This is a genomic window from Legionella rowbothamii, assembly GCF_900639985.1.
Classification (GTDB): Bacteria; Pseudomonadota; Gammaproteobacteria; order Legionellales; family Legionellaceae; genus Legionella; species Legionella rowbothamii.
The window spans coordinates 158,815-184,865 of record NZ_CAAAIM010000008.1; the positions used below are offsets into that span (position 1 = coordinate 158,815).

Sequence of the window (26,051 nt, forward strand, 5' to 3'; positions counted from 1 at the left end):
CAGGAAACATTCCGCCTGACTCTCAGTAAATTAGGGTGACTCTGAAGTGGATTACGCTGCCAGAGTTCCTTACTTTGTATGTTTTAAGTATATAAAAAGAACCTTTTGAAAAAATGAACGTCGCATGAACAATAGGACTAGATGCTAACGAATAAGAATAAGGTATAGCCAGGGTCCAATAAATTAATTTTAAATAAGGCAGTCGAGAAATGGCCCCATTAAAAAAACGGAGCCAAACGATACATTTACAGATTAACTGAAAAGCGATTCATTAACGCCGCGCAGAAGGTCTACTCTCCTGAACTAACGCTGATTCCGACTCCTGATTGGCAACGGTTATGTCTACGACTTTCGTGGATTGGAAGAACGTTTGCCCAGCTGATTGCCAAAACTTGGGAGTACTCTGAGTAAATAGTACAGCTAAACCAGGAATAACACCACTTAAGATAATGCTTAACACAATTAACGCATTTTTTGCGAATCGCTTCCCAGCCGCATCACGATGTGTTAACAGCGTATCCCTAGCTTCATCTAACTCCTGGTAAAATTGCTTAACCTTTTCGCTGGGTTTTTCAGCAGACTCTAGAATAGTGTACAGTGTAGCAACCTTAAAAAATTTATCTTTTAAATTTTGCACGCTGTGTTCTTCAGGCCAGTTGCTAATTTCAGCAACATGGTCTGCTAAATGAGCAATATCATTGAGATCTAGATTAGGATTCACGTGCTGTTTTACTTTTTTTGCCAAATGTAATAAATAATCTTTGGTCAAAGGGTATAGGCTATCGTCTACGATAGTTTGAAATTTGCATTCGATCTTGATATCAAAATTCTTTCTCTCTAACTGTAATCGCTTAATTTCATCTGTTAATTGCATCACCTGTTCTGTCAGCTTATGCTGTTCAATTTCAATGATGCTTTTGTACGTTGATTGTTCAGAACTCAGTTGAGTGATTGTGGTTGTTAATTTTCTAACCTCCTGAGTTAACGTTTCTTTCTCTGCAGTTAGAGTTCCGATTTCATTTCTTTGTTGTTCTTGTTTTGCATCTAATTCCTGAATTTTTTTACCTTGTTCCTGATTCGCCCGCACCAACGGATCAGCCACACCCAAACAAATTGCTGCACTTGAAATTTCTTTATAAAGAGCCTCATTTTCTTTGTCAAAATACCCTTCAAGGGTCTCTAGAGCTATATTGTGATCCGCTATAAACCGAGCTGTTGCATCTACAACTTGTTTATGTCGCCCCGCTAATAGCACTTCGTGCTCTTCGTAATTAATGACGGTACTATCGATATTTTGAAAGTCTGGAAGCGCTTTTTTAAACACATCTAGCTCGTTGCAGGTACTAATTACTTCACGAATAATATTGTCCGTTGTATAACGCTGATTCGTTGCAATGGCCTCCACAATGAGTAAATTAGCACGATCCCTATTGGATACGTCTTGTGTTTCTTCAAATTTTATTTCCTGGAGTTGTGTAAATTTTCTTTGTAAAAATTCATTAATTTCACTCACGTTAGGATTTGTTGAGTTGAGCTCATTAAGCTGCATAATAAACAGAGTAAAATAGGTGGTTAACTTCTTGTCAGTGGGTTGTTGTTCCTTAAGTTGCTGCATTGCCCAATTTAAATCGACAACAAATTGTTTCTGCTGCATTCTATAGACTAAATCCTGATAATGCTTTTGTAGGCCCTCGTGCTTTTTCGTTAACGTATCACGTAAATTAGATCTAAATGTGTCGTAAATTGTTTGAGCAATTTCATTGTCATGGTTGGTATGAGTATACTCTGCAAACTGTTTAAATGTATTCTGAACGGCAAGATATACAGCTGCTCGCTCCTGGGTGTCGGTCAGTTTACCGTGTAAATAGGTTTGTTTTACTTCCTCAATAATCGTACTCACTCCATCTAAGAGAAGCTCAAAACCTGCTGTTGTATATACAGCACAAGCGAGATCATCTTCAATGCAAGAATCCAATGGCGAAAGAGAGTGTTTGTTCTCATCGAGGACGCGTAGGCTGCGGTGATGTTTTGCAATCTCCAGTAAGCGCGTTACGGCTTTATCTATCGTTTGATCTAATGGAATGTTATCACCACTTAAACCTAAGTCATGATTTAAAGACAAACGAGCATGTTCATAATTGAGAAAACGGCCACCGGGAACTGGGGGTACAATCGTTTCAAGGTACGTGTCGTTATGTGCCTGGTAATGTACTATCCGTTGATTAGTAATTTCCCAGAAGAGTTTGAGAATGCTCTGCTCTTGGCCAAGAAAAGCATACGCAGTGTCATTGTAATGTTGATAAGCTTTTCTATTCGCGAGAATTTCATTATATAACCCAAAATAAAGGCGTTTAAAATGTTCTTTTTGAGGCTCCCCATGCTCATCAAATAATTCTTTAGTTAAATGACTAAAGGGATCATCTTCAGAACGTCGAGGGGTCATCTTAACCCCATTACGAGTCAAGAATTCAATCATTTTTACAACAGCAAGTTCCTGAACATGCGTCGTATTTGCACCATCAGGATTGGGGCAACGTTGTTGGTCAAGAAGATTTCCTGACCCGGTGCCATGATGCCCCGGTAAACTGATTAGTTTAAATTGAGTCTCTTCTGATACCGGTTTAGGAACAATCGGTTTAAAACAGCGAGTGCGCTCATTTTCATAAATATACTGTTCATATTCTTTAACAATTTTAGGAAGCTGGTAAAAACGAGGATCGTTCCATGCAAGGGAAGAGAAATAAGTGATACCCACATAATCTCCACCAGGCACTGGATCAACGTTTAATATAGATAATTTAACACCTGCTATATTATTCTTGATTTCTTTCCAGTTTAAATACGCAAATATTTGTTGATGTGTATTCATCGCCCTTTGGGTTAGAAGACATGGGCTCTTTAATACTTCATCATTAAAATCATCTGATTGTTGTTCCATCAATGTTTGAATTCGTTCTAACTCATGGGCCACTAAAATGGCTTCAACAGCTCCACGGCTATGAGCAATAACGTTAATGTTTGTTTCTCCTCGGCTTATTGCTTCTAGAGCAGCAGCAACACCACGGGCAATTCGATCCCCGACCTCCCTACCGAGAGTTGTTGGGCCATCGATTACCACAACTTGGTTGCTCTTAAATCGAACTGTATCATCCTTGCACGCAGTTGATTCGTTGTTAATCATCGTGGAAATATAACTTAAGGTCTCGGCTCGCTCATAAGCATTTTCTACTTTATTGGGAGAAAATTGCGTATCAGTTCCTAATAGAGTCAGCGTGAATGGCATAATAATGATCCTCTACATCGTGTTAGTTGTTCAACGAGTATACTTTCCCTATACTGAAGAAAACTTTAAGCCGCCATGAATGGTTGTCATGCGTTAGGAACATTTGGAATGACAAAAGATCAAATTAGGCTTTGTCGCGGAAAACAGATTCATGATATTACCCATAAGTGCGATCAGAGCTCCTGCATTGATTTTAAGCGAATATTTCAATTATATTATCACTTAAAAATCTCGGAAGGTGCCTTAGAGCAATGTGAAAATGTGATAGTAGTCTAGCTCTTTAGGCTTGTATAATGAGCGCAGTTGAAATACCTAATATGAAAGTGACCCTACTGGGTACCATAATTTATTGATAACAACATTATAATTATATATAACTAGTTTATTTATATGGTTCACTTCATTGAGCAGCCTAGTCTATAGCTCACCAAGGCTATTAAGAACTGTATGATTATAACCTGTTTGGGATATCCGCTTAATATGGGCACTATTAAAGTGCTATAAAATATTGGGCACGCTTTATCAAAGCCCTAACATGGTACTTTACCGCGGGTTACGACTTCTTGATAATATTCCTGTTATGCTCAAATGTCCCTACTCAGAGCACCCCTCTCTTAAAATTCTCGCAGACTTACACCACGAATATTTTTTACTCATCAACTTAATATTCCCGGTGTTATTAAGCCCTATGCACTCATTCAACAAGGTCACCTTGCTGTTTTAGTTTTAGAAGATATCACTGGTCAGACTTTAAAGAGTTTTTACAAGAAAAGCCATTAGAACTGGACATTTTCTTCACAATCGCCTTATACCTGCAATCTAAAATGCCCAGCAAAAACAACCACCCCATTGCCATGATTTATGCTGACAAAGAGACGATGAGTGATGGTGCTGATGGACTAAACGTGCCGTAGAAGTAAAGAGTTTATCGCGGCTATATCCTCCATAATATTTTACAGGAGACCAGGAAGGACTTACCGGGGGTAATGGGGGATTAAATTGAAAAAACTGTTCACAAGCATGAACAACCTCCCCACCGACAACCGTCATCAGCGAATAAATATCTTTGATTTCTTCATCAGGAACCTGAAAAAAATTTTTCGACAATACCGCAAAATCTGCTAATTGATTAGGAAGGAAGGAGCCTTTGCGTTCTTCCTCATTGGAGAACCAGGCACTTCCTTTGGTATAAAGTTCCAATGCTTTTTCTCGAGAAAGAATATTCTCTTCATGATACAGTGATTGACCTCCTATCGTTTTTCCAGTAGCGAGCCAATACAAACATAGCCATGGATTATAACTCGAAACTCGTGTCGCATCAGTTCCCATACCTACCGGAATATCGGCGTCGATAAGTTTAGTAATTGGTGGAGTTCGTAGGGTTTTTTCTTTCCCATACCGCTCACTGAAATACTCGCCTTGAAATGCCATTCTATCTTGAATTGCGATACCACCACCAAGTTTTTTCACTCGCTCAATAGACTTATCCGAAATGGTTTCGGCATGATCAAAAAACCAATGCAATTGAGCAATGGGCGTTTCGGAATTCACTTGTTCATAAACGGTTAATGCGCGTGCAATGGACTCCTCGTAGGTTGCATGAAGTCTGAAAGGCCATTGATTTTTTGCTAAAACCTCGACCACAGGTTTTAATTGTTCTTCCATAACGTCGGGTAAGTCAGGACGAGGTTGCAGAAAATCTTCAAAATCGGCCGCGGAAAAAACGAGCATTTCCCCCGCGCCATTATGACGATAATAATCATTACCTTGTTGGTATTTTGAGATTTGTGTCCAATGCGTAAAATCCTCTAGCTCGTGCCCTGGTTTTTGGGTGAATAGATTATAAGCGATACGCAGAGTCAGCTTATTTTCCTCATCCAGCTGTTGAATCACATCATAGTCATCGGGGTAGTTTTGAAAACCACCACCCGCATCGATGACACTAGTAATTCCAAGACGGTTTAATTCGCGCATAAAATGTAAGGTTGAATTGATTTGATCGCTTCTGTCTAATTTAGGGCCCTGTGCCAATGCGGAGTAAAGAATAATGGCATTAGGGTGAGCAATTAACATCCCTGTGGGATTGCCTGATTTATCCCGTTGAATTTGCGTTCCTGGTATTTCCTGGGTGTTTTTGTCATAGCCAATCGCATTGAGTGCTGCTTTGTTAAGTAAGGCTCGATCGTACAAATGTAAAATAAAAACGGGGGTCTCTTTAGAAACCGCATTGATTTCCTCTAAGGTGGGCATTCTACGTTCTTTGAATTGAAACTCCGTCCAGCCCCCAACCACACGAACCCATTGCGGAGGTGGGGTGCGAACGGCCTGCTCTTTGAGCATATACAGGGCCTCATTAAGGCTACGAATCCCATCCCAACGTAACTCCATATTAAAATTTAACCCTCCACGAATCAGATGGATATGGGAGTCATTTAAGCCTGGGATCACGGTGTTCTTATGCAAATCAATTAACTTAGTTGATGATGTTTTCAGCTTCATAATTACGTCATCTGAACCAAATTGCACAAATCGATGATTTTTAATGGCAACAGCTGTAATTTTTTTACTAATACCTGAACCTTTAAAATTACCATTGTAATAAATAGCATCCATCTTTAGGTTCTCCTCATAAGAGCCTTAAGGAATAGATTCCCCAACATAAGGGAATAATAAGAATCAGATAGCTCCTCGGCTCAATTTAAATAATATTAAGCGCTTTATTTCACGATTTTTCCATGCCACTCACTCCTTGGCTTTTGCTTGTGTACCATGGTGTAAGCATAATCAACCCCCATGCCATAGGCGCCGCTATGTTCTTTGACGATGTTCATTACCTCATCATACGTCTCTCTTCTTGCCCAATCGCGTTGCCATTCTAATAATAACTGTTGCCAAGTTAAGGGAACTACACCGGCTTGTTCCATACGGCGCATAGAGGACTCATGACCTATGGGACTAGTACCACCGCAGGCATCCTCAACTATGTAAAGCTGATATCCCTCGTGCATTGCTGAGAACGCACACATATTAATGCAGACTTCAGTCCATAGGCCGGCAAGGATTAGTTTCTTTTTACCAGTAGCTTCTACATGCTGTCGTACAGCCGGAGAATCCCATGAATTCATACTAGTACGCTCAATAATGTCATTTTGAGGGAATACATCGAGGAGCTCCGGCCAAATAAAGCCACTGAAACTTTCTGTTTCCACAGAGGTAAGAATGGTAGGCACCTTAAATAACTTGGCCGCTTTAGCTACAGCGGTCGCATTGTTTTTGAGATTTTGACGGTCAATACTAGTGACACCAAAGGCCATTTGGGGTTGATAATCAATCATCAGAAGGACAGAGTTTTTAGGTGTCAGTAACTCGATTTTCTTATCCATAGCATTCATCCTGTGTGAAAGGTAGCGTGTAAATGATGCTCTCGCCAATAGATCAATTATAGAACATATGGGTGGTTTTATGTTCCCTCAATGATCCGCTGAAATAATGTAATTAGTTGCAAGGAATCTAAATAAATGTATACTTTTACGCGCATTAAAAAAGCGATTTAATAAGTACTAGGTCAAAGGACATAGTTCACTAACCTCTTACTTTAATAATTATTTTAGTAAGGATATTCACATGAAAAAATTAGGGATAAGTGCTTTTATTTTATTCATTATGACTCAGGGCATGGTTCATGCAATGCAAAGTCCTGGTTTTGCTGTTGGACCTCAATATGATACCACCCACGTTTATGTTGCCCCTGAAAATTTTGATCGTTTTGTTTCCAGTTTGGTCAGTACCTTTGGTGGAAAAACATCAAAGAAAGGTGTTTTTCAGGTAACACCTACTCCCAGTCAAACAATGTCACAGTTAGCGCTAACTCCTGCCGGTACAATCTCTGTCTTTGGGTTTAAAACACCCATTCCTTATCCTTTTGGTACTGAAAGAACTGGTTATTTGGTTAATGATTTTGACAAAGCAATTCTGGCCGCACGCTCTGCAGGTGCTGATGTGATTGTGGCTCCATTTCCTGATCCGATTGGTCGTGATGCTATTCTTCAGTGGCCAGGTGGTGTGAACATGCAAATCTATTGGCATACAACCCCTCCATCCTACGAGCCCTTAGCAACAATACCTGAAAATCGGATTTATATTTCTCCTGACCGTGCTAATTTATTTGCTCAACGCTTCAGCAGCTTTGCTCGAGGAAAAATTGTTGCTGATGAGCCCAAAGCCCCTGGAATAGAGATTGGGCAGCCCGACACAACTTATCGCCGTATGTCTATAGATTCGGGCTTTGGTAAAATGCTCGTGATTGTAACAAACGGACATTTAAACTGGCCTTATGGTCATGAAATGACCGGCTATGAAGTGCCTAACTTAAAAGAAACATTAGATAAAGCACAAGCTAGCGGAGCTAAAATTCTTGTTGCACCAGTTACTTCTGGAGGCCGAATCTCGGCCATGGTTCAATTCCCAGGTGGGTATATTGCCGAAATTCACGAACTAACAAAAAGCAACGAAGACTCGCAGAATGCCTCTACTAAGCAGTAAATGAACCCCACAGGCATACTTTTTTATAGCTTGCTACTCAGTTCATCTACCGTCCTGGGCAGTCAGAACACACCACCGACTCAGGCGCCAAAGCGTCCAAAGATTATGTTTAATCGCTAGCAAGAAGGCTGGTCTGTTCTGGCTAATCCGAATGTTCCGCGCGAACCTTTTGATGAACTAAAATATATTCCCTTATCAAAAACCAATCCGCAAACCTATCTTTCTTTTGGAATGAACCTACGTGAACGGTTTGAAAGTAATGACGCTGTTAATTTTGATGTAGGCAATAGCGTACCGCAGTCTTATGTCATTAGTCGTTTTGAGCAGCATGTTGATTTATGCATTGCGAATAAGCTACAAAGTTTCGTGCAATTTCAAAGTGATTTTTCGCCCTGGAAAACCATTATTACCCCGGTAAACCAAGACAGTTTGGATTTAGAACAGGCATTTACCACACTAGTTAAGCCGATTGCATTTCATTTTACAGCCCTCCGGTTGTGACACTCAATCTTCGTGCTTTTGATGATTACCAGCAATTAAGAAATTAGGTCAGCTCGATTCTACCTGCCTGCCTTGGATTTTTTCCACTTAAAAAGCAAATTTGATCCTGATTATAAATTTGGGAATAAGCTTTTTTATATATACTATGCACCCACCTCGTTAGAAAATGCTAGAATATAGCAATAAGGACGACCTTATCCATCATGGTTATCATTTCTGGACGGCCAGACTATTTACAAGGAATAATTAAAATGGCCTGGATCTATTTATTTTTTGCAGGATTACTCGAAGTTGTTTGGGCATATTATATGAAGCAGTCTTCAGGCTTCACAAAACTGGTCCCTTCGATTATTACACTCATCACCATGGCCCTTAGTTTTATACTTTTATCCATCTCCATGAGAAGTCTTTCCTTAGGCACGGCTTATGCGATTTGGACAGGGATAGGTACCGTTGGAGCATTCATCTTAGGGGTAGTGCTTCTAGGAGAGCCCGCTAACATGGCAAGAATAGCTGCAGCGCTTTTAATTATTGGTGGGCTAATATTGATGAAGCTTTCTGGTTAAAAATATTCTTTCGTATTTTCCATATTCATCAATCGTGTCATTGCAAGGTACTTAGCGATGAGCAACCCAGTAGTACTTGCCACGGCACCCTGGATTGCTTCACTTCCTTCGCAATGACCAGAGAGTTTAATAATAACATGCCTCACTAAAATTAAGAGAAATAAGAATATAAACCATGTTGAAGCGCAAAAGCTCATGGTTCCATCCCAAAAATAATTCTATGGATAATTTTATAACCAAAACCATATCGTAAAAATACGGTATCCCCAACCAAAATTAAGTGCAATGTAATTGGATAAAATTCATAACCGTTTCGACAAAATAAGGATCCCAAAGGTTATTATGGTCTTTATCATCCAAGGCAACAAAAGTTTTGGGTTCATTGGCTTGATTAAAAAGCGTCAACCCTTGCTCAAATGGTATGAGTTTATCCTGTTTTCCATGTAAAATAAGCAAAGGCGATTTAACATTATATATCCTCGCAAGCGAGTTATATTTATCCCATGGCGGTATAAGAATCCACGGATAATGGTAGCGAGCAACCGCAGGTAATGAGGTATATGGAGACTGCAGAACTACGGCACAAACAGGAAATTCTTCTGCCATTTTTACCACCACCCCTGTACCTATAGACTCGCCATAAAGCACTAAATGTGATGGTGAAATGCGTTGCTGCTGCAAAAAATGGATGCCCGTACGCGCATCAGTATAGAACCCCTCCTCTGTTGGATTGCCTTTATTCCCACCAAAACCCCGATATTCCAACAACAAAACGCCGAATCCCGCATCCAAAAAGGCACGCGCCAAAAACATGCGATAGCCAATATGGCCAGCATTTCCATGTAAAAATAATATCGTTGGCTGGTTTACCTTAGCAGCCTTGTACCAAGCCAGTAGCTCAATGCCATCAGTAGTTTTAAGATGCAAAGCGTGCATATCAGTGGCATGATAAATTAGCCGACTTGGCTCCTCCCCGGCTGGAAAATAAATTAAATTCCGTTGGAATGCATACATTAGCAAGGAAAGAATAATTAGCGTAGCACAACCAACCTTAAGGATATTTATAAGCATGCCAAAAATCCTGAAAAAGAGTTAATTGACTTGGATCATTTCTTAATTATTGCCACTACTCTATTTTTTGCAAGCAATCGAATCTCCCAACTAATTCACTATTTGAGCAACCCCTTGAGATCAATCAAATTAGTTATCGCTGAATAAACTGGAAGATACTTTCTTTTTTCCGACTCATTCTGCATCGCTATCTGAATCTAGTGAAAAAGTATCAAGCCGGAGCGAAAAAACAAGTGTTAATATTATGAGGCTTAAGTGCCCCAATACACACAATCATGTTGTATAATTTAAATACAGAACTACACAAGGATGTCCATTCTCATGAAAAAAATAATCTTAGCTTTATTAGTACTAACACCTGAACTTTTTTTAACCGGATGCATTATTGGTACTAACTCCTCTCCGGATTACATCTCGCCTGTTTATAATCGAAATTATGTCTCTTCTACGGGTTATGGTATGAGCGATTATGGCCTTGGATTTGGGACTAGTTATAATCCTCGATATGGCTTAATGAACTTTGGTATCGAACATTAGGAAAACCCAATTTCCTATTCAAAATAAGAGATTAGCATCTTAAAAATTTTTTATTGTCATTCAAGCAATTAAAGAATAGACTGTTGCGTCAAATTTTTATAAAGGACTATAAATGTTTTTAAGGCTACACAGTGTAATATTATCCTGCTCTATTTTAGGAACTTCAGCTTTTGCAGGTGCAATGGGCCCTGTATCAAATCCTCAAGGCTTCTTTATTGGGGCGGGAGGAAGTATTAATGCAGTTAGAATTCACCAAGACTCATGGGGTCTAGGACTTTCTAATTTATATACTAATGGCGTGTTAACTTCTCAAGGGGTTGCTCAAGGTAACGCGGCGCCATTTCAAAAAACGAGCTTTAACTTTGCGCCCGCAGTCCAAGCTGGATATTTAAAGAACTTTAACACCAATAACTACTACGGGATTAAATTTAGCTATCAGTATCTGGGCTCCGTAGCCACTAACCGTGATCTCTATCTTCCACAGACAGGTGAACTGAGAAGTTTCAATCCTCCAAGCACCAGCTCCATGTTCGGCTATGCAATTGCTGATTCCGTTGAGACAACGATTAACCATAATATGAGCTTACTCGCCTTAATTGGTAAACAACTAGGTAATAAATACATCTACTTAGGAGCTGGTCCCTCATTAACAAGTATTCAATCACAAAACTACAACTCCATAGGCTATGCCATTGTAGATGGAGCCACGCTCAATGTAACCGGATTAGTAAATTATGGTTCGCCCACGATTTGGGCATGGGGAGGTGCCGCTCAGATTGGAATGAGCTACTTTATTAACTCCTCATGGTTTGTAGATGCGTCTTATACTTATTCTGTTGCAGGGAACTATACGAGCTCACATAAACAGTCTTTTGCTCATACTGCTTCAGCTGGAAGTACTACTATAGAAACCTCCGGGATACTGGCAACCAAAGATACATTTAAAGCAACGATGGTGCAGTCAGTTACTGTTTCTTTAAATAAGATATTTGATTTATAAAATCCTCCATCTTGATGTAGGCTGGCTATAAGGCCATCCTACATGTTATTTTACAATTTTACTCCAAATTAGTGCCATGTAGCTGCTTGCAAAACTCTACGGCCCTCACTATCAATTAACGACTAAAGAATCTGATTCAATCGATTCGCTTTAATCTCGGCACATTAGAAAAGCTGTTCCATTAATCGCATTGGTGCTCTTCATTAAGCTCCATATCTTGTTGTGGTAATTCGTTTTTTATTATATATTTTTTTAAGAGATGCAACACAATTCCTTCTATTTTATCATCGGTGTTTTCAAATGATTTTTCGATGCTTTTGTTATCCATAATCACTCCTTCATTAATTGTCTAACAAACGTTTATTAGCAATCTGAATCGACCATTCTAGTTTGTGATTAGTTTTTAACAATTATGGTTTTCCTCAGGTATGAGATTAGGCTAGAAACTCTATTTGCGATAAGCTAGGCTATGATTAGTTAAACTTTTAATGAACTCATTATGACCTTAAAATTAGGCTGGCTAAATGAACTTTATATCAACTGGCAAAACGATCGGGTGTCAAGTCTTGCCGCAGCCCTTGCTTACTACACCCTATTTTCTCTAGCACCAATTTTATTAATTTGCATTTCCTTAGTAGGAACATTATTTGGAGAAGATGCCGCTCGAGGGCAGATATTAGGACACATCAATGCCTTATTAGGAGAACAAACTGCCCTACAGATCCAAGAAATGATCAAAAATGCTAATCACCCTTCTACAGCATTCCTCGCACGAATTTTTAGTATTATCGTTTTACTATTTAGCGCCTCACGAGTATTTGGTTCAATTCAAGAAGGTTTAAATATTATTTGGGGAGTTCAAATTAATCCCCACCAAAAATGGTTTGCAGTAATTAAAAATCAATTTGTATCGTTTGCGATGATATTAATTTTCGCTTTTTTATTATTTTCCTCTTTAGTCTTAAGTGCCCTTTTAGCGATTTTAAGCAGCCATATTAATTATTTTATTGGCACGAGCATCTTTATTGAACTTATTATTAGTTACTCGTTTTCTTTTTTATTAGTAGCCTTACTCTTTGCCACAATGTTCAAAAGCCTACCTGATATTGAGCTTAAATGGAGTAACGTATGGGTAGGCGCGTTAATTACCGCCTTATTATTTAGCCTGGGGAAAATAGCTATTGGCTTTTATTTAAATAAAGCCGAGATTTCCTCTGTCTTTGGTGCAGCAAGCTCAGTCATCGTGCTGTTAATATGGGTTTATTATTCAGCGCAAATTTTCTTTATTGGTGCGGAAATAACCAAGATTTATACGAATCATAGAGCATCCCGATGCAATGTAGGTTAGACCCGATCACCATGGGGCTAGGGTTTAACTTGATACTTATTGGCTAACTACCACCTAAAATTTACATTAGTTACCCTATTTCTTATGATGCCTGGATCAATCTACCTATTTTAAATTAAAGATACTGCGGCAGAATAATTGGTAAACACTACATTTGCATAGCTAAATACAGCTATAAGGGACTTTTAATTTCGTTTTATTTTTTGAACAATCCCATTTTAAGTTCTAAACTACTACTAGTGAGCCACTAATTGTTTCTTCAAATGGCCGTTGATTTAATCAGCGACATGAGGGTCCCTGGACTCCTGACAAATGATTATCGTGAAACCCTACACATATGGCTTCATCAGCAAGTAGATAAATTAACGAGTACTGGTAGAAAAGGAAAAGTTGCAATAGCAGCCCAAATCATAATGCGGTTGTGGATTTTGTTTCCTTATTAAAAGAAAGCATGAAGCAGAAAACCCTTTAGTTCTGAGCCTCCTGGCTCTCCCTATGCTCGCTGGGTAAAACCCGCATTGATATGTGAAGTCCACTTTACTGAATGGCCAAATTGAAACCATCTCTTTAAAGGTTTACTTTTTGATAAAAATACAATCTAAGTGACCATGGTATACGCGAAACTATTAGGAGATCCCCCTCCCCTTCCAAAGAAAAAGAATTTATTGTTATCCATCCCCAACAGACCTTCCATCCATATGGTCAAATTACAAACGAAATGCATTAAATTACTACGAGCCTACCATTGAGTACCTCCTGCCTTATATTTCTTTACGTCCCTTAACTTTATTGCGCTGCCTGGCTCATTATGATGAAGGTTTTTTACCAGCGTCATTTTATTAATTCCATGCCCAAAAACCTTTATCCTATTGATACTAATGAAAAAAATCAGAGTAATATATTTATATAAAGGATAAAGAAGTTTATTAAGTTTTATAAAAAAGTATGTACTGGAAATACAGCCATAGGGTAGCTAAATCAAGCAATTAAACAAACTTGATATTTTCAGTCTTTGACTTAAACCCGTACCTGATGCCCTTAGACCAAGGTGGTAACGGCCGCGTTAAAAATACGTGAGTATTTAATGCAATACAAACTCAGCTCATTTGTTAAAAGCACTAGGTGCTAAGGCCCACATGTGGTCATTGGCACCATTAAAAAAGATCCCTTGGAGGATTTTTGGCATACATACACTCTCTACTCCTTGGTGAACTATTAAAATAATTCTCCAATTATCCATCAAGGATGCCTTAGAGGTATAGCAGCCCCCCCTACAAAATCAACCTTATAAAAAACCAATTAATTTTTAGGAGGAACTTTTTTACCCTTTTTCCTCGCTTTTGACAAACCAATCGCTATAGCTTGTTTTCGACTAGTAACCTTCTTATCTCCCTTTCCACTATGAGCTTTACCTTCTTTGTATTTATGCATTTCTTTTTCTACTTCTTTTTGTGCTCCTTTACTGTATTTGTTCATCATATTCTCCTTTATGCTTTACTTATTATAATAGCCTGATTAGAGAAGACTGATTACTCATTTATAGCTTATATAATGATATGAGATTACGTAACTTCCTAAATTAATAATAAATAATTTATTTATTGAACCTAAATTTGTTAAAGGAATCACTATTGATATTACATTTTTTTTCCATATAAATAATACTACGCAAATGTTACATCAAGAGCCCCCATTCTCCAGCCACTCATACAGTAAATTTTTAACATTTGACGGGCTTAATCGCTAAAACTCATAATTGAGTCAAAGAATGCCTTATCGCCCAAACTAAGTCGAATTGAAACCGCCTTTCGTATCAATCCAGTGCGTACATCTTTCATAAGTGGTTTGGTTAGTTTAATCTTTTTCTCTAGCTCGAGAATTTGATTTTTAGTTTCTTCAGTAAAAAATACTTGTGTCGCATTTTCCAAAGGCCCTTGATTTAATCCTTCATAAATATCATCAATAAGCTCGCAATAATCAAGGTCCTTTTCATATTCAGCCCATTTAATTTCGGCAAGTGTATATAAATAATATTTAACTGCATCTTCAATAAGTAAAGATTGTTTCCCTCTTCCACTATATTCTTTGTCAGCCTGTATCTTAAGCTTTTCTTTAATATCTTTTGGAAAACGTATACATACGAGCCATTTTTCTTTTTTTTGTGGCGAGGAAAAAAATAACTTTTTACTTTTTCTCTTTTCCGTCATAAGCTTCCCTTATCAGAATCAAAAAAATCAAAAATATGATTTTTTCTATATTTATCAATGAGTTATGATTGCGTGACCCGGGTCACGCAAACTCTCCCACAGCTATTTCTTTAATTTTATGTAAAATACTTTCTAAGCTTTTAAAAGAAGGCTCAGCTTCAATTTCTTGAATCTCAGGAAACCTGGACAGTAATAGCGCTTGCATCGTAATAGACTCTTGCTCATTATTTACCTTGAATGTAGCAGATTTCTTGATAGCCCCACCTTGCCTTCCGCGAGGCTTAGGGCCTTTTACAATAGGGCTACTAAGTTGAACTTCACTCAAATCAGGCTCAGATGTTAAAGCCTGTTCTATTTCCTCATATGATTTAGGAACAAGTGCTCTAATCGTTTTAAACGTTAATTTGTTTTCTTGAATTCGCGAAAAGAATACAGGCGGATAACTTTCTGGTTTCGTACATATAGAGCGCAAAGCGCTGGCAATACTTTCATTAAAACCAATGATTCCCGACAACTCTTTTTTAGTGAGAGAGTGACTGCTTGGATCAGAAAAAAGCGCCTGTACAATTTGAAAATTCTGAGAAACGGTCAAACCTTTTCTAAGATTATTTTCTGATAATTGTCTTCTTAATTTTCGATGCTTCACCTTTAGTTTGGCTAACATGCTTTCATCGGTAATCTCAATACAGGTTACCGTTGGAACACCAGCCATCATTGCAGCAAGTCTTCGTTGGTGACCTTCTAAAATTACATAGCCATATTCTAGATTTGAATTCCGAAAATAATCAGGATCATTTTGTCGATCAGCCAAAAAAATCTCAATTGGCTGAATTAAACCATCATTTCTAATGGAGAAAGCCAAATCACGAAGTGCGTTATAACTATCCTCTAAGGACTCCTCCTGCTCACAAGGCAATTGGGAGTATTCAGGGATTACATAATCACCAGATGGCAAAAGGGTACATAAGGATTGCTCCGTACCAATATGTAACATGGTCCTTAACCAAGACTCATCAATGATTTCACCTGGCCTCGGATTTTGAGGATCTGGGATTAAAGAAAAGGGATCATGCTCAACAAGCTGCTTACCACGCGTAAATTTTAGATTCGCCGTAATACCTGCACGAGTAATCGTATCAGGTTTATTCAGTTTCGACGTTAATGAGCTCGCCATTATTTTCTTTTTGATGGACACGTTCTTTATCTCCTAATACTTTTTTATAAACAAACTCACCCAATGCAAGTGCTTCAATAGCAAATCGATCATTATCTTTTAATTCAGTATAAGGAGCCGTAATAGGCGCTTGATCTTCATCGATATCAACTGCTCTTGGCGAATCATGAACTTCAATCTCGTCAATTAACAATTGACTTAACATCGGATTAGACATAATTGTGTCAATTATACGAGTCTGAGGAGTTCTCTTGTTGTAATCAACTTTGTTTTTTAGCAAACCAATAATTTTGGCTTGTGAATTGCTCGGACGATATACGTTTTGACGATTGACCAAATCAACCATTCCCGCCAGACCCTGTAATGATTTGTTACTCAATTCCAAAGGAATTAAAACATGCGTTGCTGCGCGAATAGCACTTTGAGTCAAAGGGCCTTTAGCAGGAGGTGTATCTATAAGTATTAGGTCATAACCGCAATCAATAAATTCATCCATGGCAAAAAAGTCATAGGGCCGCTGGACAATGCTTTCAAGGCTGTCACTGTATTCAAATGCTTCAATGTCTTTGATCAATCCGGCATCACTAGGAAGAATGTCCAAATTCTCAAGATCAGTAGGGTAGGGTACTACAGGGTTTTCAGTCCACATATCCAAAGCAGATGAACGACCATCCCAACCATCATCATCCGGGTTATTAGGATCGTAATCTGGATGCAAGGGGGGTTTGTAACTCGACATATCCCGAATACGTGTGTCGCGAAGAAATCGATAAGACATGTTGCCTTGGGGGTCAAAATCAAGAACCAAGACCTTTTTATTTTTTTTAAAAGCAATATAAGTTGAAATTAATTGGCTAATCAGGCTTTTTCCAACACCACCTTTATTATTAGCAACGACTAAAACTTTAGGTTTTTTCGTGGCCATACCCTCTCCATAAGTTAAATTGTGACCCCATACAATACCTAAAATTACGGAAAAAAGCAACCGATACTCAATACTGTATTGGGTATATGATTGAGAATAAATTCCAAAGGTGAAAAAGCCGATAGATCATGTAAAATCAGGGGTATACTGAATAAAAACAAATCTTTGACATTTTGCGTATTGAGTATTGACATCAAGGATAACGATCACGTATAAATGGATCATTATTAACTGTGCTGTAAAAAGAAGGGCAAGATAGAGATAACCTAGTATCCATTCACAGAGGTAGGCTTAAATCTTGGTACGAAGTTATTTAAGCTCAGATAGAAAGAGAAAGTCGATGAGAAAAGGCCGTTTACGACAGTATATGGTATTTATCGTCGGCTTTTTCGTTCCATCTGAGTCTAATATTGCTCTCTGAAAATTCAAAGTAAGCCACGGTTATAAAAAAAATATCTTGTTATATGGATAGCAAAATAAACAGAAATGAAATGGGAAAACAAATGAAATAATAATAAAAAGAATGGTTATGAAGAGCGGCAACTCCTCATAACCTCAAAACATTTAACAACGAACAAAGCTAAATGTCCTAAAATGAGGGAACTGGTAATTCCTTCATTTTTTTGGGATCTATCCGCATTTATTTTAGCTCTGTTCCCTAAAAAACACAATAGGATAAGGATATTATCTATGGGGAATCTTTGCTCAATTTTTCACCTGCGATTTAAGAAACTTGTTAGGATCATTAAATCCTCACGTAAAGCACAACTTATTGATTACATTCTCTTAGGGTGGCAAAGCAGTACATACAAATTAAAAGGCTCTGAACAAAAGTGGTTTATGAAACCCTACACGCAAATTGTAGCCGACACAGGTATTCCTTTGAGTACGCTAGAACGCTACATAAAAGAATTAAATGAAGAAGGTTTTATTACACGACGCCAAGCACTCTACAGCAGAACGAGAGAGCTGGGTGAATTTGAAGTTAAAAAAGGCACTTACATCTGCATTACCGATAAACTACTGAGCTTACTTGCATTAGAAGAGCCAGCAAATAGATTAGCAGAACCACTATCATCAAATCAGGAAACAAACTGTTTAAAATCAACACCAAATGAGGGGTCCGAATCCCTCAATATGAGGGAATCATATATAAGTGATCTTTATAAAAAATCATTAAATAATATTATTTTTAAAAAAAGAATAACTCATGTGGATAAAAACGAAAATCAAAAGTTGATGCAGCAATTTAACGGTATCCAACAGCTATTATTTTCTGAAATAAAAGAAGAAATTCCCGACGAGGTGAAAAAAATGGTTTCTGGAACATTTTTTAATCTTACCTTTGAACATCACAAGATATTTTCTTCTCCTAAACAACTTGTAGCAGAATATTTGTATGCGCTTTTAAACGTAGATTTTTACATGCCCAATACTCATTGTTTCAAATATCGTAACAACATTCTATCTAAATTGGTAAGAACAAATACTTGGCGAACACCAAAAGGGTTTTATAAACATTTTTATTTAGGCCAAGACTTTGATGATCAACAAAAAATACGTGATAAAAAATGGCAAAAGAAAAAACAAGCAGAAATAGAGCCTAAAAAAGAAAGTATGAAGTATCAAAATCAGTGTTTAACAAAAATTGAAGCGAAACTATATGAAAAAGGAAGCTTAATTAACCAATTAACCGAGGATCTATATCGACAATCTGATGAAGAGCAGATATTACAAATCAGAGAGAAAATTCAAACTCTAAGAAAAGAGCTTGAATCATTATGGGCCCAACAAGCCTCTTTAGAACAACAAATAGAATATGAGGAGCTGCTTTGTGCTTAAACATTCCGCTAAATAGCTAAGAAAATAAAATTCCGCAAGGTAACAGATCGTTGTCATTGGCTTCATTATTTAACTTTTCCTCTCCAGCAAGAGGGACCGAAATGATCACGCCAAGGATGCGAAGGAATATATTATCGGGGCCAAGAAGTACTAAAAGGCCGATAATTCCTCGCCCAATTGTCATCATAGAAGCTGTATTGCACAACTCATGAGGAAGAGGATGAATAGGGAACAAGAATTAGACGGTCATTGAGTTTTTATCATGACTTCGGGCATAGAGATATAATTATATTTCCCATTTACGTCTTATTGTCGAATAGTTAGGACGCTAACAGGTCGACTCGAAAACTTATTTCTAAAGGTTCCTCGGGATTATGAACAGGTTGGGGTTCTTCTGGCTCAAGAGGGCGAGGGGGCTCTATAGGTTCTTTCATATTATTATCCTTGGTAGAATTTTTCATTCGCTATTAAATTTAGACCGTTTCTTTACTCTTGTCTAATGACTAATCATTCTTGTTCTAAATTAAACGGTTGCAGAAATAAAGTTAAATAATACTTCTAATTACAGGGAGAATCTCATTGTTAAATAGCCCTGTTCAATTAACTTATAAATCAATCCAAGGCTTATGACTTGATTTCCCTGTTTTTCTTCATTATTTATCACCTTGTATATAATTTGACAAATGTGCTTTGAGGATTAGTATTTAAAGAGAGAATCTCTTATTTATAGAATAGGAGAAATTATGAATACCTTTAATGAGAATGTTCAAAATTAAAATAAGCAAGTGGTCCGTTATAAAACTGCCAAAAAAGTCATTGAAGTGTAAATAAGAGGTTAATATGAAAAAAATAAATCGATTTAAACCGAATTTCAAATTATTCCCACTTATTGACGAGGATCAAGAGGAAAGTATTTATAGTTTCTCGACACTGAATTGGACAAGAATATGGTTTACAACTAATCCCGAGCAATTTATCCCTCCAACGAATAAAGAGAAAATAATTGATTTTCTGGATAAGTTTCCCTCTCGACAAATATCGCTAATCTATGACAGTCGATTACTAGACAATCAAGGGAAAGAGGATCTTTCTGATTTTCAGCGAGAATTGAGGATTTTAAATAAATCCAGCCAGGTAGATCTTTATGACTTTTCTGAAAGTAGTTTTAAAGAGAAACTATTAGATGCAAATGAATTAACACTATATGGATTAGCGAATATTGAATTACAAAATTTATCTAACGGTGGAAATGTGGCGGCAGCAAGCGACATTGTTCGTACATTAAGTGTCCTATATCGTTTAGGAATTTATACAGATTTTGACGTTGAATTCTTGAATTCAGACTTAGACGAAATCAAGACATCCGGTCCTTTTCTATGTGGTGTAAAGGGGGATGCTCGTTGTAATGATGTTTTAGCTATTCATCCTGAAATAGCGTCTAAAACAGATTTATTAAAAAGATATCATAACAATATAAAAGGGGCTTATCGTTTATGTAAGGAATATAACTCAGAGGAAAGGAACCGATTTAAAATTGAGATGGGCTTAAATTTAATGAACTCTTTCGAAAATATTGCTCCCCAATTGATTGATGAGGTCATTGATAAACTATTTTACATAATGGGTAACAAGTATGAGGAATTTGACTCTCTGCCTATGATTTTATTAGTTCGTAAAGCGTGTGAAGAGGCTATAAATAATGAGGGGAAAGATAAAATAAAAAAAATTTATAGGAAAATATATATGGATAATGTGATGGACTCAGCTGGCCCATCCGCTTTACCAAGCATGAGTTTTGCGGAGGAGGATGAATGTAAAAAGCTTCAGCAACTTGTTCGTGGACAAGTCGAGCTTCTTGCCAACGATTGCGGATGGGTTCCACCTGTTTTCGACAAAGGTAACACTCAAGAACTAGAAGAAAAAGAAGAGCAAGAAGACATTGATTTCAAAATCAAACCTTAGTCTTACAATTCACGATTTAAGACCTGCCCTTAGCTCTGCAGGTCTAGTAAATTCCTCTCGAGAATACAAGTACTTTGTTTTAAAAGCCCACCAATTCTGCTGAGGATGTTTGTTTTTACGAGTAGAGTCGAAATCGGTTAGTAATTAATTTCAAATTTGGTAATTTAAGGGGGGGTATCTTGGGCGGTAAGAAACGTATGATGAGTGATGAATTATTTATATTCTTTTATCCTTAATAAATTGCTTAATCGCTTTCAATGTCGGTGCTCTATCTTGTTGGATAGGTGAGTGTCCTGCCTGCGAAATTTTTATATGTGCTAAATTCGGTTTTATATGCAGTATTCTTTCAATGTCATCATTACTAATTAAGCCTCCCTGTTCTAAGCTTCCATATATTAATAAAGTTGGGCATTGAATTTTCTCAAATACATGCTCGTTATAATTTTCAAATGTTTCATCAAACTGATGAATTATTGTTGAAAGCATGTCAGGATCACATTGTCTAAGATGTTCAGGAATAAAATGATCCATATTTAAACCCATTTTGCTTAAGTGAAGTCCTTGTATAAGCAAATTGGTTGGTTCTTTTAATCCAATTGTTAACTGACGAAGATAGTATAAATTTAAAGGTGTCTCAATAATAATTAATGCTTTTACCAACAGAGGTGTATAAGCGGCCATCATACTCGAGACCATCCCTCCTAGGGAATGTCCTATCAAAATAGTAGGTTGTTTTATAACATCTTGAATAAAAGACTCAGTATCTTCTATATAATCTTCCAATCTGTATTTACCATATATTTTTTGGGATTTGCCATGGCCGCGAAAATCCATTCCATATAAATGAAAATTAGAGCGCAGTTCGGGAATTATAGGCGCAAAATTTTGCCATCGATGGGTTGCTCCATGCAGCAATAACATTGGTGGCCCATTATTGGGACCTTCTGCGTAATTTATTTCCAGAGAGTTATAATGATACGTATATTCTTTCATTTGAACTCCTTGAAGAATTGATTTAAAAAAAGTTATTTTATATCAATTGGTTCTAAATCATGAATTTAAAGATGGCAGCTTTTAAGTATAGCTCTAATAAACTGTAAGTCTTTAACCGAAGCAATAAAATAGGTTCTAAATTCTAAATCTTAATTAGGATATTACTTGAACCCTGGGCTAACGTGTTTTTAGAAAGTATAAATTGACACCAGATGCCCACGAGCAGTTGACTGATTATTGGAGGAATGAGTTTTCTACCATCAGTCTTAAAGTATAGCTCATATTGTATTATTGCAAGAACTTGAATGCGAAGCGGTCAGATCGGGACTATACTTAATTATTAAGCAACGAGTTCAAGGAGAATAAGATGCACACTAATTCTTTTCAGCAAAAGCTTAATCCGCTCCGATATTTAGATTCTACTAAAGAGTTCGCCGAGTTAAATATTGAGACTTTTCAAGCCTTTTCTTATATAACTCCCATGGATTTATTCACTACTCATAAACCTGAAGAACTTTTAGAAAAACAGGTAGACGTGTTCATTGATAATAGCCATAAAACGCTCGATTATTTACAAAAAGTCTTTCATATCATGGAGCAGCAATGGTTTAACTCTACTCAACATTTGATACGTGATACTCAAGAGTCAATAAAAAAAGTCCGCGCTACAGCTCGTAATAATATTAAAAATGCAATTAAAGCTGAAAAACAAATAGAGAGAAAAGTTCTTCCTAGTTTACGAGTTGAAATAAAGCCTCGTGCACACGAAAAATCGGGAGCAGCTCACCATAAAACCGCAAAAAAGCAAAAGTGACATTTCATAAATAATTAAGATGCAAGAAGGTAGCGAACTATGAGCCTCAGACATATTAAGGAGTGATAATGAGCAATTTCAATCAAATGAGTGAGGATGCAAAAAACAAATACAATCAATTATATAATGAAGGGAGGAAGAAAGTAGAGTCATTAGATCATCAACTTACAGAAGGTGTTGTAAAAGATAAAATTAAGAATTTAGAGGACAGTGTTTTCGAATACACTGAGGAAGTACTAAATAAAGTGAAAGAAAAACCCTTAACTTCTATGCTTATTGCCGGCGGTATAGGATATCTTCTTTCTCATTTATTAAAAAAGTAATTTAAAGATTCTCGTAAAAAAATACTATGATTCGGTGTGTGTCATAAACGAATCAAAAGCTTTTACCCGGGGCTGGTATAGATAGCGCTGCAGGAGAGGCTGTGGACAGCAGTCTCATTATCCTAAGCCGAGATTGTTAACATAAATCTTTCAGAAGAATAGGGATTGGTGTAATTAAGAATCCTTATCAATACGGGTTAATCCGTTTAATCGCTTTAGTTTATCCAACGATTTGAGCGGTGCCAATTGCTAAGAAATCCAAAAAAAACTTTCATGTTGTTTGATTTATGTCTATATTGTTTAAAAGAAAACAAATAAGGAAGTTATAAGAGCCATCAGAAAAAGGAATTCACATGAAAGCACTTTGCTGGCATGGCACAAATGAGGTACATGTAAATAATGTACCTGAACCTCAAATTATCAATGAGCATGACGCGATTATCAAGGTTACAGCTACGGCCATCTGTGGTTCGGATTTACATTTATTAGATGGTTTAATGCCGAATATGCATCAAGGTGATATTTTAGGTCATGAGTTCATGGGGGAAGTGGTGGAGCTGGGCTCTGGTAAGAATAAGCTTAAAATAGGAGATAAAGTTGTTGTTCCTTTTACTATTGCCTGCGGACAATGTATTTTTTGCAAGAAAAAACTGTATGCTTGTTGTGAAGTGTCTAATCCAAATGCAGAGCTGGCGCGCCAGAAATTAGGGCAATCGCCTGCCGGTATGTTTGGCTACTCCCATTTATTAGGAGGGTTTTCTGGGGGACAAGCTGAATATGTACGGGTTCCTTTTTCGAATAGTGGTCCCATTAAAGTTCCTGAAGGTATTCCTGATGAAAAAGTTCTTTTTTTATCCGATATATTCCCCACTGGATATATGGCAGCAGAAAATTGTGATATTAAAGCAGGAGATACCGTTGCCGTGTGGGGTTGTGGTCCTGTGGGGCAATTTGCAATTCAAAGTGCTTGGATTTTAGGAGCAGAGAGGGTTATTGCTATTGATTGTATTTCTGAGCGACTAAAATTAGCGGAAACATTTGGGCATGCTGAAACAATTAATTTTAAAGAAGAAGATGTTTTTGATGCGTTGATGGTCATGACACGAGGTTTAGCGCCTGAATGCTGTATTGATGCCCTAGGTTGTGAAGCCCATATAGGTCCACAATGGGACTCAGTGATCGATCGCGTTAAACAAATAGCTTATTTACAAGCTGACAGAGCTCATGTTTTAAGAGAGACGATTCATTGTTGCGGTAAATCAGGAACTATTTCAGTTCCAGGAGTCTACATCGATAAAATCGATAACTTTCCTTTTGGGATGGCGATGAATAAGGGATTAACATTTAAAATGGGCCAAACACACGCCCAACGTTATTTGCCTTTACTACTCAAAAAAATAATCGAGGGAAAAATCGATCCCTCTAAAATCATTACTCATCGAATGAAACTAGAGGATGCTCCTGATGCCTATCTCAAGTTTAAGGAAAAGCAAGACGGGTGTATTAAGGTTGTTATGACTCCCTAGGAGAAAATTATGGATATTTACGATTATCTGAAAATGGATCATCAAAAAGTAGACCAATTATTTAAGTTATTTGAACACTCAAAAATAGAGCAGCGGAAGAAAGATATTATGCTGATGATCCATAAAGAACTCATCGTGCATGCTCATGCAGAGCAAGAAACTTTTTATAAAACGGTGGAAGACTATCCAGAAACATTAGAATTAGCACACCATGGCGAAAAAGAACATCGTGAAATAGAGGCACAACTTAAGAAAATTATCGAATCTAATCATAATCAATGGCATGAAGCGGTCATCTCTTTAAAAGAATTAGTAACACATCATGTCAAAGAAGAGGAAAGTGAAATATTTAATAAAGCTAAAAAAGTACTTTCACAAGAAACAGCTTTTCTTCTCAAGGAAAAAATGCATTTTCTCAAAGGGATATTTCTAAACTGGTTGATGAAAAAAGAAAATGAGCCTATTTAAAAATAGTATGTAGGTATTTTCGTGGTCTTTTTATAATCAAGTTGAATAAGGATATTGCTATGACTAAAAAGCCAACGCCTCCGTTTCCCCCACAGCCTATAACACCTCCGGGCGCTGAGCATAAAATGGACCCGAAACCCCATTATAAGGCAACATCGTATAAACCCGCTGGGAAATTGAAAAATAAAGTAGCCTTGATAAGTGGAGGTGACTCGGGAATAGGCCGTGCTGTTGCTTTGATATTTGCGCGGGAAGGGGCTGATGTGGCTTTAGTTTTTTTACCCGAAGAAAAACACGATGCAGAAAAAATTAAGCAAGAAATTGAAGCGGTGGGTAGACACGTCCTGCTTATTCCTGGCGATTTAAAGCAAGTAGAGTTTTGTGAAAAAGTAGTAACAAATACAATCGAACGTTTTAAAAAAATAGATATCTTGGTTAATAATGCCGCTTTTCAGAAGCATCAACCAAATCTAGAGGCCGTGAGTATGGAACAGTGGGATCTTACCTTTAGGAGTAATATTTATGGTTATTATTTACTCTGTAAATATGCAGTACCGCACATGAACGCTGGAAGTGTGATTATCAATACGGGTTCAATTACCGGTTTAGAAGGAAGTAAGGAGCTATTAGATTATTCCTCCACTAAAGGAGCAATCCATTCTTTTACCAAATCCTTAGCTAAAAACTTGATAGAGAAGGGAATTCGGGTCAATTGTGTAGCTCCCGGCCCGGTGTGGACTCCTTTAAACCCAGCAGAAAATAAAGATAAAGACATAAAAAATTTTGGAAAAAACACAGGTATGGGTAGACCTGCTCAACCTGAAGAACTTGCTCCAGCATATGTATTTCTCGCGTCTAATGCTGATTCAGGATACATCAGCGGATTAATTCTTCCTGTCTTGGGAGGAGATACGATAGCAGGCTAAAAAGGGATTAAACTAAAAATAGTAGTGCCGCTGTAGGTTCAAA

At 37.4% G+C, this 26,051-nt stretch carries 24 protein-coding genes; 13 read left to right on the top strand and 11 right to left on the bottom strand.

The genetic code is table 11. The features are described 5' to 3' along the window. Positions 1 to 271: 271 nt before the first annotated feature. The 3 genes from E1P08_RS13500 to E1P08_RS13510 all read right to left on the bottom strand — a co-directional run bounded on the left by E1P08_RS13500 (position 272) and on the right by E1P08_RS13510 (position 6,666). Positions 272 to 3,283, bottom strand: coding sequence for a synaptonemal complex protein 1 (locus E1P08_RS13500; RefSeq protein ID WP_133137535.1), 3,012 nt, complete (start codon positions 3,281 to 3,283; stop codon positions 272 to 274). An 819-nt stretch (positions 3,284 to 4,102) separates the two neighbouring features. Further along, a complete protein-coding gene (locus E1P08_RS13505) occupies positions 4,103 to 5,896 on the bottom strand; it encodes an amidohydrolase (protein WP_133137536.1) in 1,794 nt (597 codons plus the stop codon). Positions 5,897 to 6,000: 104 nt separating this feature from the next. Next, entirely contained in the window at positions 6,001 to 6,666 is a 666-nt protein-coding gene (locus E1P08_RS13510; protein ID WP_133137537.1) for a hydrolase, read from the bottom strand. Positions 6,667 to 6,907: 241 nt separating this feature from the next. Between E1P08_RS13510 and E1P08_RS13515 the strand changes: the two genes are divergently transcribed. The 3 genes from E1P08_RS13515 (at position 6,908) to E1P08_RS13525 (ending at position 8,892) form a co-directional block, all read left to right on the top strand. Then, the gene (locus E1P08_RS13515; protein ID WP_133137538.1) at positions 6,908 to 7,825 is read left to right on the top strand and encodes a glyoxalase; all 918 of its coding nucleotides are present in this window, start codon (positions 6,908 to 6,910) and stop codon (positions 7,823 to 7,825) included. A gap of 231 nt (positions 7,826 to 8,056) precedes the next feature. Continuing rightward, the gene (locus E1P08_RS13520; RefSeq protein WP_207387372.1) at positions 8,057 to 8,326 is read left to right on the top strand and encodes an alginate export family protein; all 270 of its coding nucleotides are present in this window, start codon (positions 8,057 to 8,059) and stop codon (positions 8,324 to 8,326) included. Positions 8,327 to 8,577: 251 nt separating this feature from the next. After that, the gene (locus E1P08_RS13525; protein ID WP_133137539.1) at positions 8,578 to 8,892 is read left to right on the top strand and encodes a DMT family transporter; all 315 of its coding nucleotides are present in this window, start codon (positions 8,578 to 8,580) and stop codon (positions 8,890 to 8,892) included. Here the strand turns inward: E1P08_RS13525 and E1P08_RS13530 are convergent. Beyond that, the gene (locus tag E1P08_RS13530; RefSeq protein ID WP_133137540.1) at positions 8,889 to 9,089 is read right to left on the bottom strand and encodes a hypothetical protein; all 201 of its coding nucleotides are present in this window, start codon (positions 9,087 to 9,089) and stop codon (positions 8,889 to 8,891) included. The genes E1P08_RS13525 and E1P08_RS13530 overlap by 4 nt on opposite strands. Positions 9,090 to 9,168: 79 nt before the next feature. Next, a complete protein-coding gene (locus E1P08_RS13535) occupies positions 9,169 to 9,963 on the bottom strand; it encodes an alpha/beta hydrolase (protein WP_133137541.1) in 795 nt (264 codons plus the stop codon). A gap of 321 nt (positions 9,964 to 10,284) precedes the next feature. Between E1P08_RS13535 and E1P08_RS13540 the strand changes: the two genes are divergently transcribed. Beyond that, positions 10,285 to 10,500 carry a hypothetical protein gene (locus tag E1P08_RS13540; protein ID WP_133137542.1) on the top strand — a complete coding sequence of 72 codons (216 nt, stop codon included), beginning with the start codon at positions 10,285 to 10,287 and terminating at the stop codon, positions 10,498 to 10,500. Positions 10,501 to 10,612: 112 nt separating this feature from the next. After that, positions 10,613 to 11,500 (top strand): outer membrane protein, encoded by an 888-nt coding sequence (locus E1P08_RS13545; RefSeq protein ID WP_133137543.1) that lies wholly within the window; start codon positions 10,613 to 10,615, stop codon positions 11,498 to 11,500. A 181-nt stretch (positions 11,501 to 11,681) separates the two neighbouring features. On the opposite strand, the gene E1P08_RS17225 is transcribed toward E1P08_RS13545, so the two are convergent. Further along, positions 11,682 to 11,828 (bottom strand): hypothetical protein, encoded by a 147-nt coding sequence (locus tag E1P08_RS17225; protein ID WP_165485183.1) that lies wholly within the window; start codon positions 11,826 to 11,828, stop codon positions 11,682 to 11,684. A gap of 171 nt (positions 11,829 to 11,999) precedes the next feature. Here E1P08_RS17225 and E1P08_RS13550 point away from each other — a divergent pair, with 171 nt between their 5' ends. Then, positions 12,000 to 12,848: a YihY/virulence factor BrkB family protein gene (locus E1P08_RS13550; RefSeq protein ID WP_133137544.1), complete on the top strand. Its 849-nt coding sequence runs from the start codon at positions 12,000 to 12,002 to the stop codon at positions 12,846 to 12,848. A gap of 1,299 nt (positions 12,849 to 14,147) precedes the next feature. On the opposite strand, the gene E1P08_RS13555 is transcribed toward E1P08_RS13550, so the two are convergent. The 4 genes from E1P08_RS13555 to E1P08_RS13570 form a co-directional block, all read right to left on the bottom strand. After that, positions 14,148 to 14,327, bottom strand: coding sequence for a DUF6496 domain-containing protein (locus tag E1P08_RS13555; protein WP_133137545.1), 180 nt, complete (start codon positions 14,325 to 14,327; stop codon positions 14,148 to 14,150). A 257-nt stretch (positions 14,328 to 14,584) separates the two neighbouring features. Then, positions 14,585 to 15,055 carry a hypothetical protein gene (locus E1P08_RS13560; RefSeq protein ID WP_133137546.1) on the bottom strand — a complete coding sequence of 157 codons (471 nt, stop codon included), beginning with the start codon at positions 15,053 to 15,055 and terminating at the stop codon, positions 14,585 to 14,587. Positions 15,056 to 15,137: 82 nt separating this feature from the next. Continuing rightward, the gene (locus E1P08_RS13565; protein WP_133137547.1) at positions 15,138 to 16,250 is read right to left on the bottom strand and encodes a ParB/RepB/Spo0J family partition protein; all 1,113 of its coding nucleotides are present in this window, start codon (positions 16,248 to 16,250) and stop codon (positions 15,138 to 15,140) included. Next, positions 16,198 to 17,154, bottom strand: coding sequence for a ParA family protein (locus E1P08_RS13570; RefSeq protein WP_133137548.1), 957 nt, complete (start codon positions 17,152 to 17,154; stop codon positions 16,198 to 16,200). The genes E1P08_RS13565 and E1P08_RS13570 overlap by 53 nt, the downstream gene beginning before the upstream one ends. A 690-nt stretch (positions 17,155 to 17,844) precedes the next feature. Here E1P08_RS13570 and E1P08_RS13575 point away from each other — a divergent pair. Together E1P08_RS13575 and E1P08_RS13580 are read left to right on the top strand one after the other, a co-directional pair. Continuing rightward, a complete protein-coding gene (locus E1P08_RS13575; RefSeq protein ID WP_133137549.1) occupies positions 17,845 to 18,996 on the top strand; it encodes a hypothetical protein in 1,152 nt (383 codons plus the stop codon). An 840-nt stretch (positions 18,997 to 19,836) separates the two neighbouring features. Continuing rightward, positions 19,837 to 20,958, top strand: coding sequence for a glycosyltransferase family 88 protein (locus E1P08_RS13580; protein WP_133137550.1), 1,122 nt, complete (start codon positions 19,837 to 19,839; stop codon positions 20,956 to 20,958). A gap of 216 nt (positions 20,959 to 21,174) precedes the next feature. Here E1P08_RS13580 and E1P08_RS13585 read toward each other — a convergent pair whose 3' ends face one another. Then, positions 21,175 to 21,951 carry an alpha/beta fold hydrolase gene (locus E1P08_RS13585; protein ID WP_133137551.1) on the bottom strand — a complete coding sequence of 259 codons (777 nt, stop codon included), beginning with the start codon at positions 21,949 to 21,951 and terminating at the stop codon, positions 21,175 to 21,177. A gap of 367 nt (positions 21,952 to 22,318) precedes the next feature. Here E1P08_RS13585 and E1P08_RS13590 point away from each other — a divergent pair, with 367 nt between their 5' ends. From E1P08_RS13590 to E1P08_RS13610, 5 genes are all read left to right on the top strand, one after another. Further along, positions 22,319 to 22,765: a hypothetical protein gene (locus tag E1P08_RS13590; protein ID WP_133137552.1), complete on the top strand. Its 447-nt coding sequence runs from the start codon at positions 22,319 to 22,321 to the stop codon at positions 22,763 to 22,765. Positions 22,766 to 22,833: 68 nt separating this feature from the next. Next, positions 22,834 to 23,088, top strand: coding sequence for a DUF883 domain-containing protein (locus tag E1P08_RS13595; RefSeq protein WP_133137553.1), 255 nt, complete (start codon positions 22,834 to 22,836; stop codon positions 23,086 to 23,088). Between the two features lie 353 nt (positions 23,089 to 23,441). Further along, positions 23,442 to 24,614, top strand: coding sequence for a zinc-dependent alcohol dehydrogenase (locus tag E1P08_RS13600; RefSeq protein ID WP_133137554.1), 1,173 nt, complete (start codon positions 23,442 to 23,444; stop codon positions 24,612 to 24,614). Positions 24,615 to 24,623: 9 nt separating this feature from the next. Then, positions 24,624 to 25,082, top strand: coding sequence for a hemerythrin domain-containing protein (locus tag E1P08_RS13605; protein WP_133137555.1), 459 nt, complete (start codon positions 24,624 to 24,626; stop codon positions 25,080 to 25,082). Between the two features lie 59 nt (positions 25,083 to 25,141). Further along, complete coding sequence (locus E1P08_RS13610) at positions 25,142 to 26,008, top strand: SDR family oxidoreductase (RefSeq protein ID WP_133137556.1); 867 nt, start codon at positions 25,142 to 25,144, stop codon at positions 26,006 to 26,008. The last annotated feature ends 43 nt before the right edge of the window (positions 26,009 to 26,051 follow it).

Coding starts and splice junctions, on each gene's coding strand:
- E1P08_RS13550 (WP_133137544.1), top strand. CDS start 12,000: ATGACCTTAAAATTAGGCTGGCTAAATGAACTTTATATCAACTGGCAA.
- E1P08_RS13510 (WP_133137537.1), bottom strand. CDS start 6,666: ATGGATAAGAAAATCGAGTTACTGACACCTAAAAACTCTGTCCTTCTG.
- E1P08_RS13580 (WP_133137550.1), top strand. CDS start 19,837: ATGAAAAAAATAAATCGATTTAAACCGAATTTCAAATTATTCCCACTT.
- E1P08_RS13585 (WP_133137551.1), bottom strand. CDS start 21,951: ATGAAAGAATATACGTATCATTATAACTCTCTGGAAATAAATTACGCA.
- E1P08_RS13535 (WP_133137541.1), bottom strand. CDS start 9,963: ATGCTTATAAATATCCTTAAGGTTGGTTGTGCTACGCTAATTATTCTT.
- E1P08_RS13570 (WP_133137548.1), bottom strand. CDS start 17,154: ATGGCCACGAAAAAACCTAAAGTTTTAGTCGTTGCTAATAATAAAGGT.
- E1P08_RS13560 (WP_133137546.1), bottom strand. CDS start 15,055: ATGACGGAAAAGAGAAAAAGTAAAAAGTTATTTTTTTCCTCGCCACAA.
- E1P08_RS13595 (WP_133137553.1), top strand. CDS start 22,834: ATGAGCAATTTCAATCAAATGAGTGAGGATGCAAAAAACAAATACAAT.
- E1P08_RS17225 (WP_165485183.1), bottom strand. CDS start 11,828: ATGGATAACAAAAGCATCGAAAAATCATTTGAAAACACCGATGATAAA.
- E1P08_RS13545 (WP_133137543.1), top strand. CDS start 10,613: ATGTTTTTAAGGCTACACAGTGTAATATTATCCTGCTCTATTTTAGGA.
- E1P08_RS13505 (WP_133137536.1), bottom strand. CDS start 5,896: ATGGATGCTATTTATTACAATGGTAATTTTAAAGGTTCAGGTATTAGT.
- E1P08_RS13500 (WP_133137535.1), bottom strand. CDS start 3,283: ATGCCATTCACGCTGACTCTATTAGGAACTGATACGCAATTTTCTCCC.
- E1P08_RS13605 (WP_133137555.1), top strand. CDS start 24,624: ATGGATATTTACGATTATCTGAAAATGGATCATCAAAAAGTAGACCAA.
- E1P08_RS13555 (WP_133137545.1), bottom strand. CDS start 14,327: ATGATGAACAAATACAGTAAAGGAGCACAAAAAGAAGTAGAAAAAGAA.
- E1P08_RS13600 (WP_133137554.1), top strand. CDS start 23,442: ATGAAAGCACTTTGCTGGCATGGCACAAATGAGGTACATGTAAATAAT.
- E1P08_RS13575 (WP_133137549.1), top strand. CDS start 17,845: ATGGGGAATCTTTGCTCAATTTTTCACCTGCGATTTAAGAAACTTGTT.
- E1P08_RS13530 (WP_133137540.1), bottom strand. CDS start 9,089: ATGAGCTTTTGCGCTTCAACATGGTTTATATTCTTATTTCTCTTAATT.
- E1P08_RS13515 (WP_133137538.1), top strand. CDS start 6,908: ATGAAAAAATTAGGGATAAGTGCTTTTATTTTATTCATTATGACTCAG.
- E1P08_RS13520 (WP_207387372.1), top strand. CDS start 8,057: ATGAACCTACGTGAACGGTTTGAAAGTAATGACGCTGTTAATTTTGAT.
- E1P08_RS13525 (WP_133137539.1), top strand. CDS start 8,578: ATGGCCTGGATCTATTTATTTTTTGCAGGATTACTCGAAGTTGTTTGG.
- E1P08_RS13610 (WP_133137556.1), top strand. CDS start 25,142: ATGACTAAAAAGCCAACGCCTCCGTTTCCCCCACAGCCTATAACACCT.
- E1P08_RS13540 (WP_133137542.1), top strand. CDS start 10,285: ATGAAAAAAATAATCTTAGCTTTATTAGTACTAACACCTGAACTTTTT.
- E1P08_RS13590 (WP_133137552.1), top strand. CDS start 22,319: ATGCACACTAATTCTTTTCAGCAAAAGCTTAATCCGCTCCGATATTTA.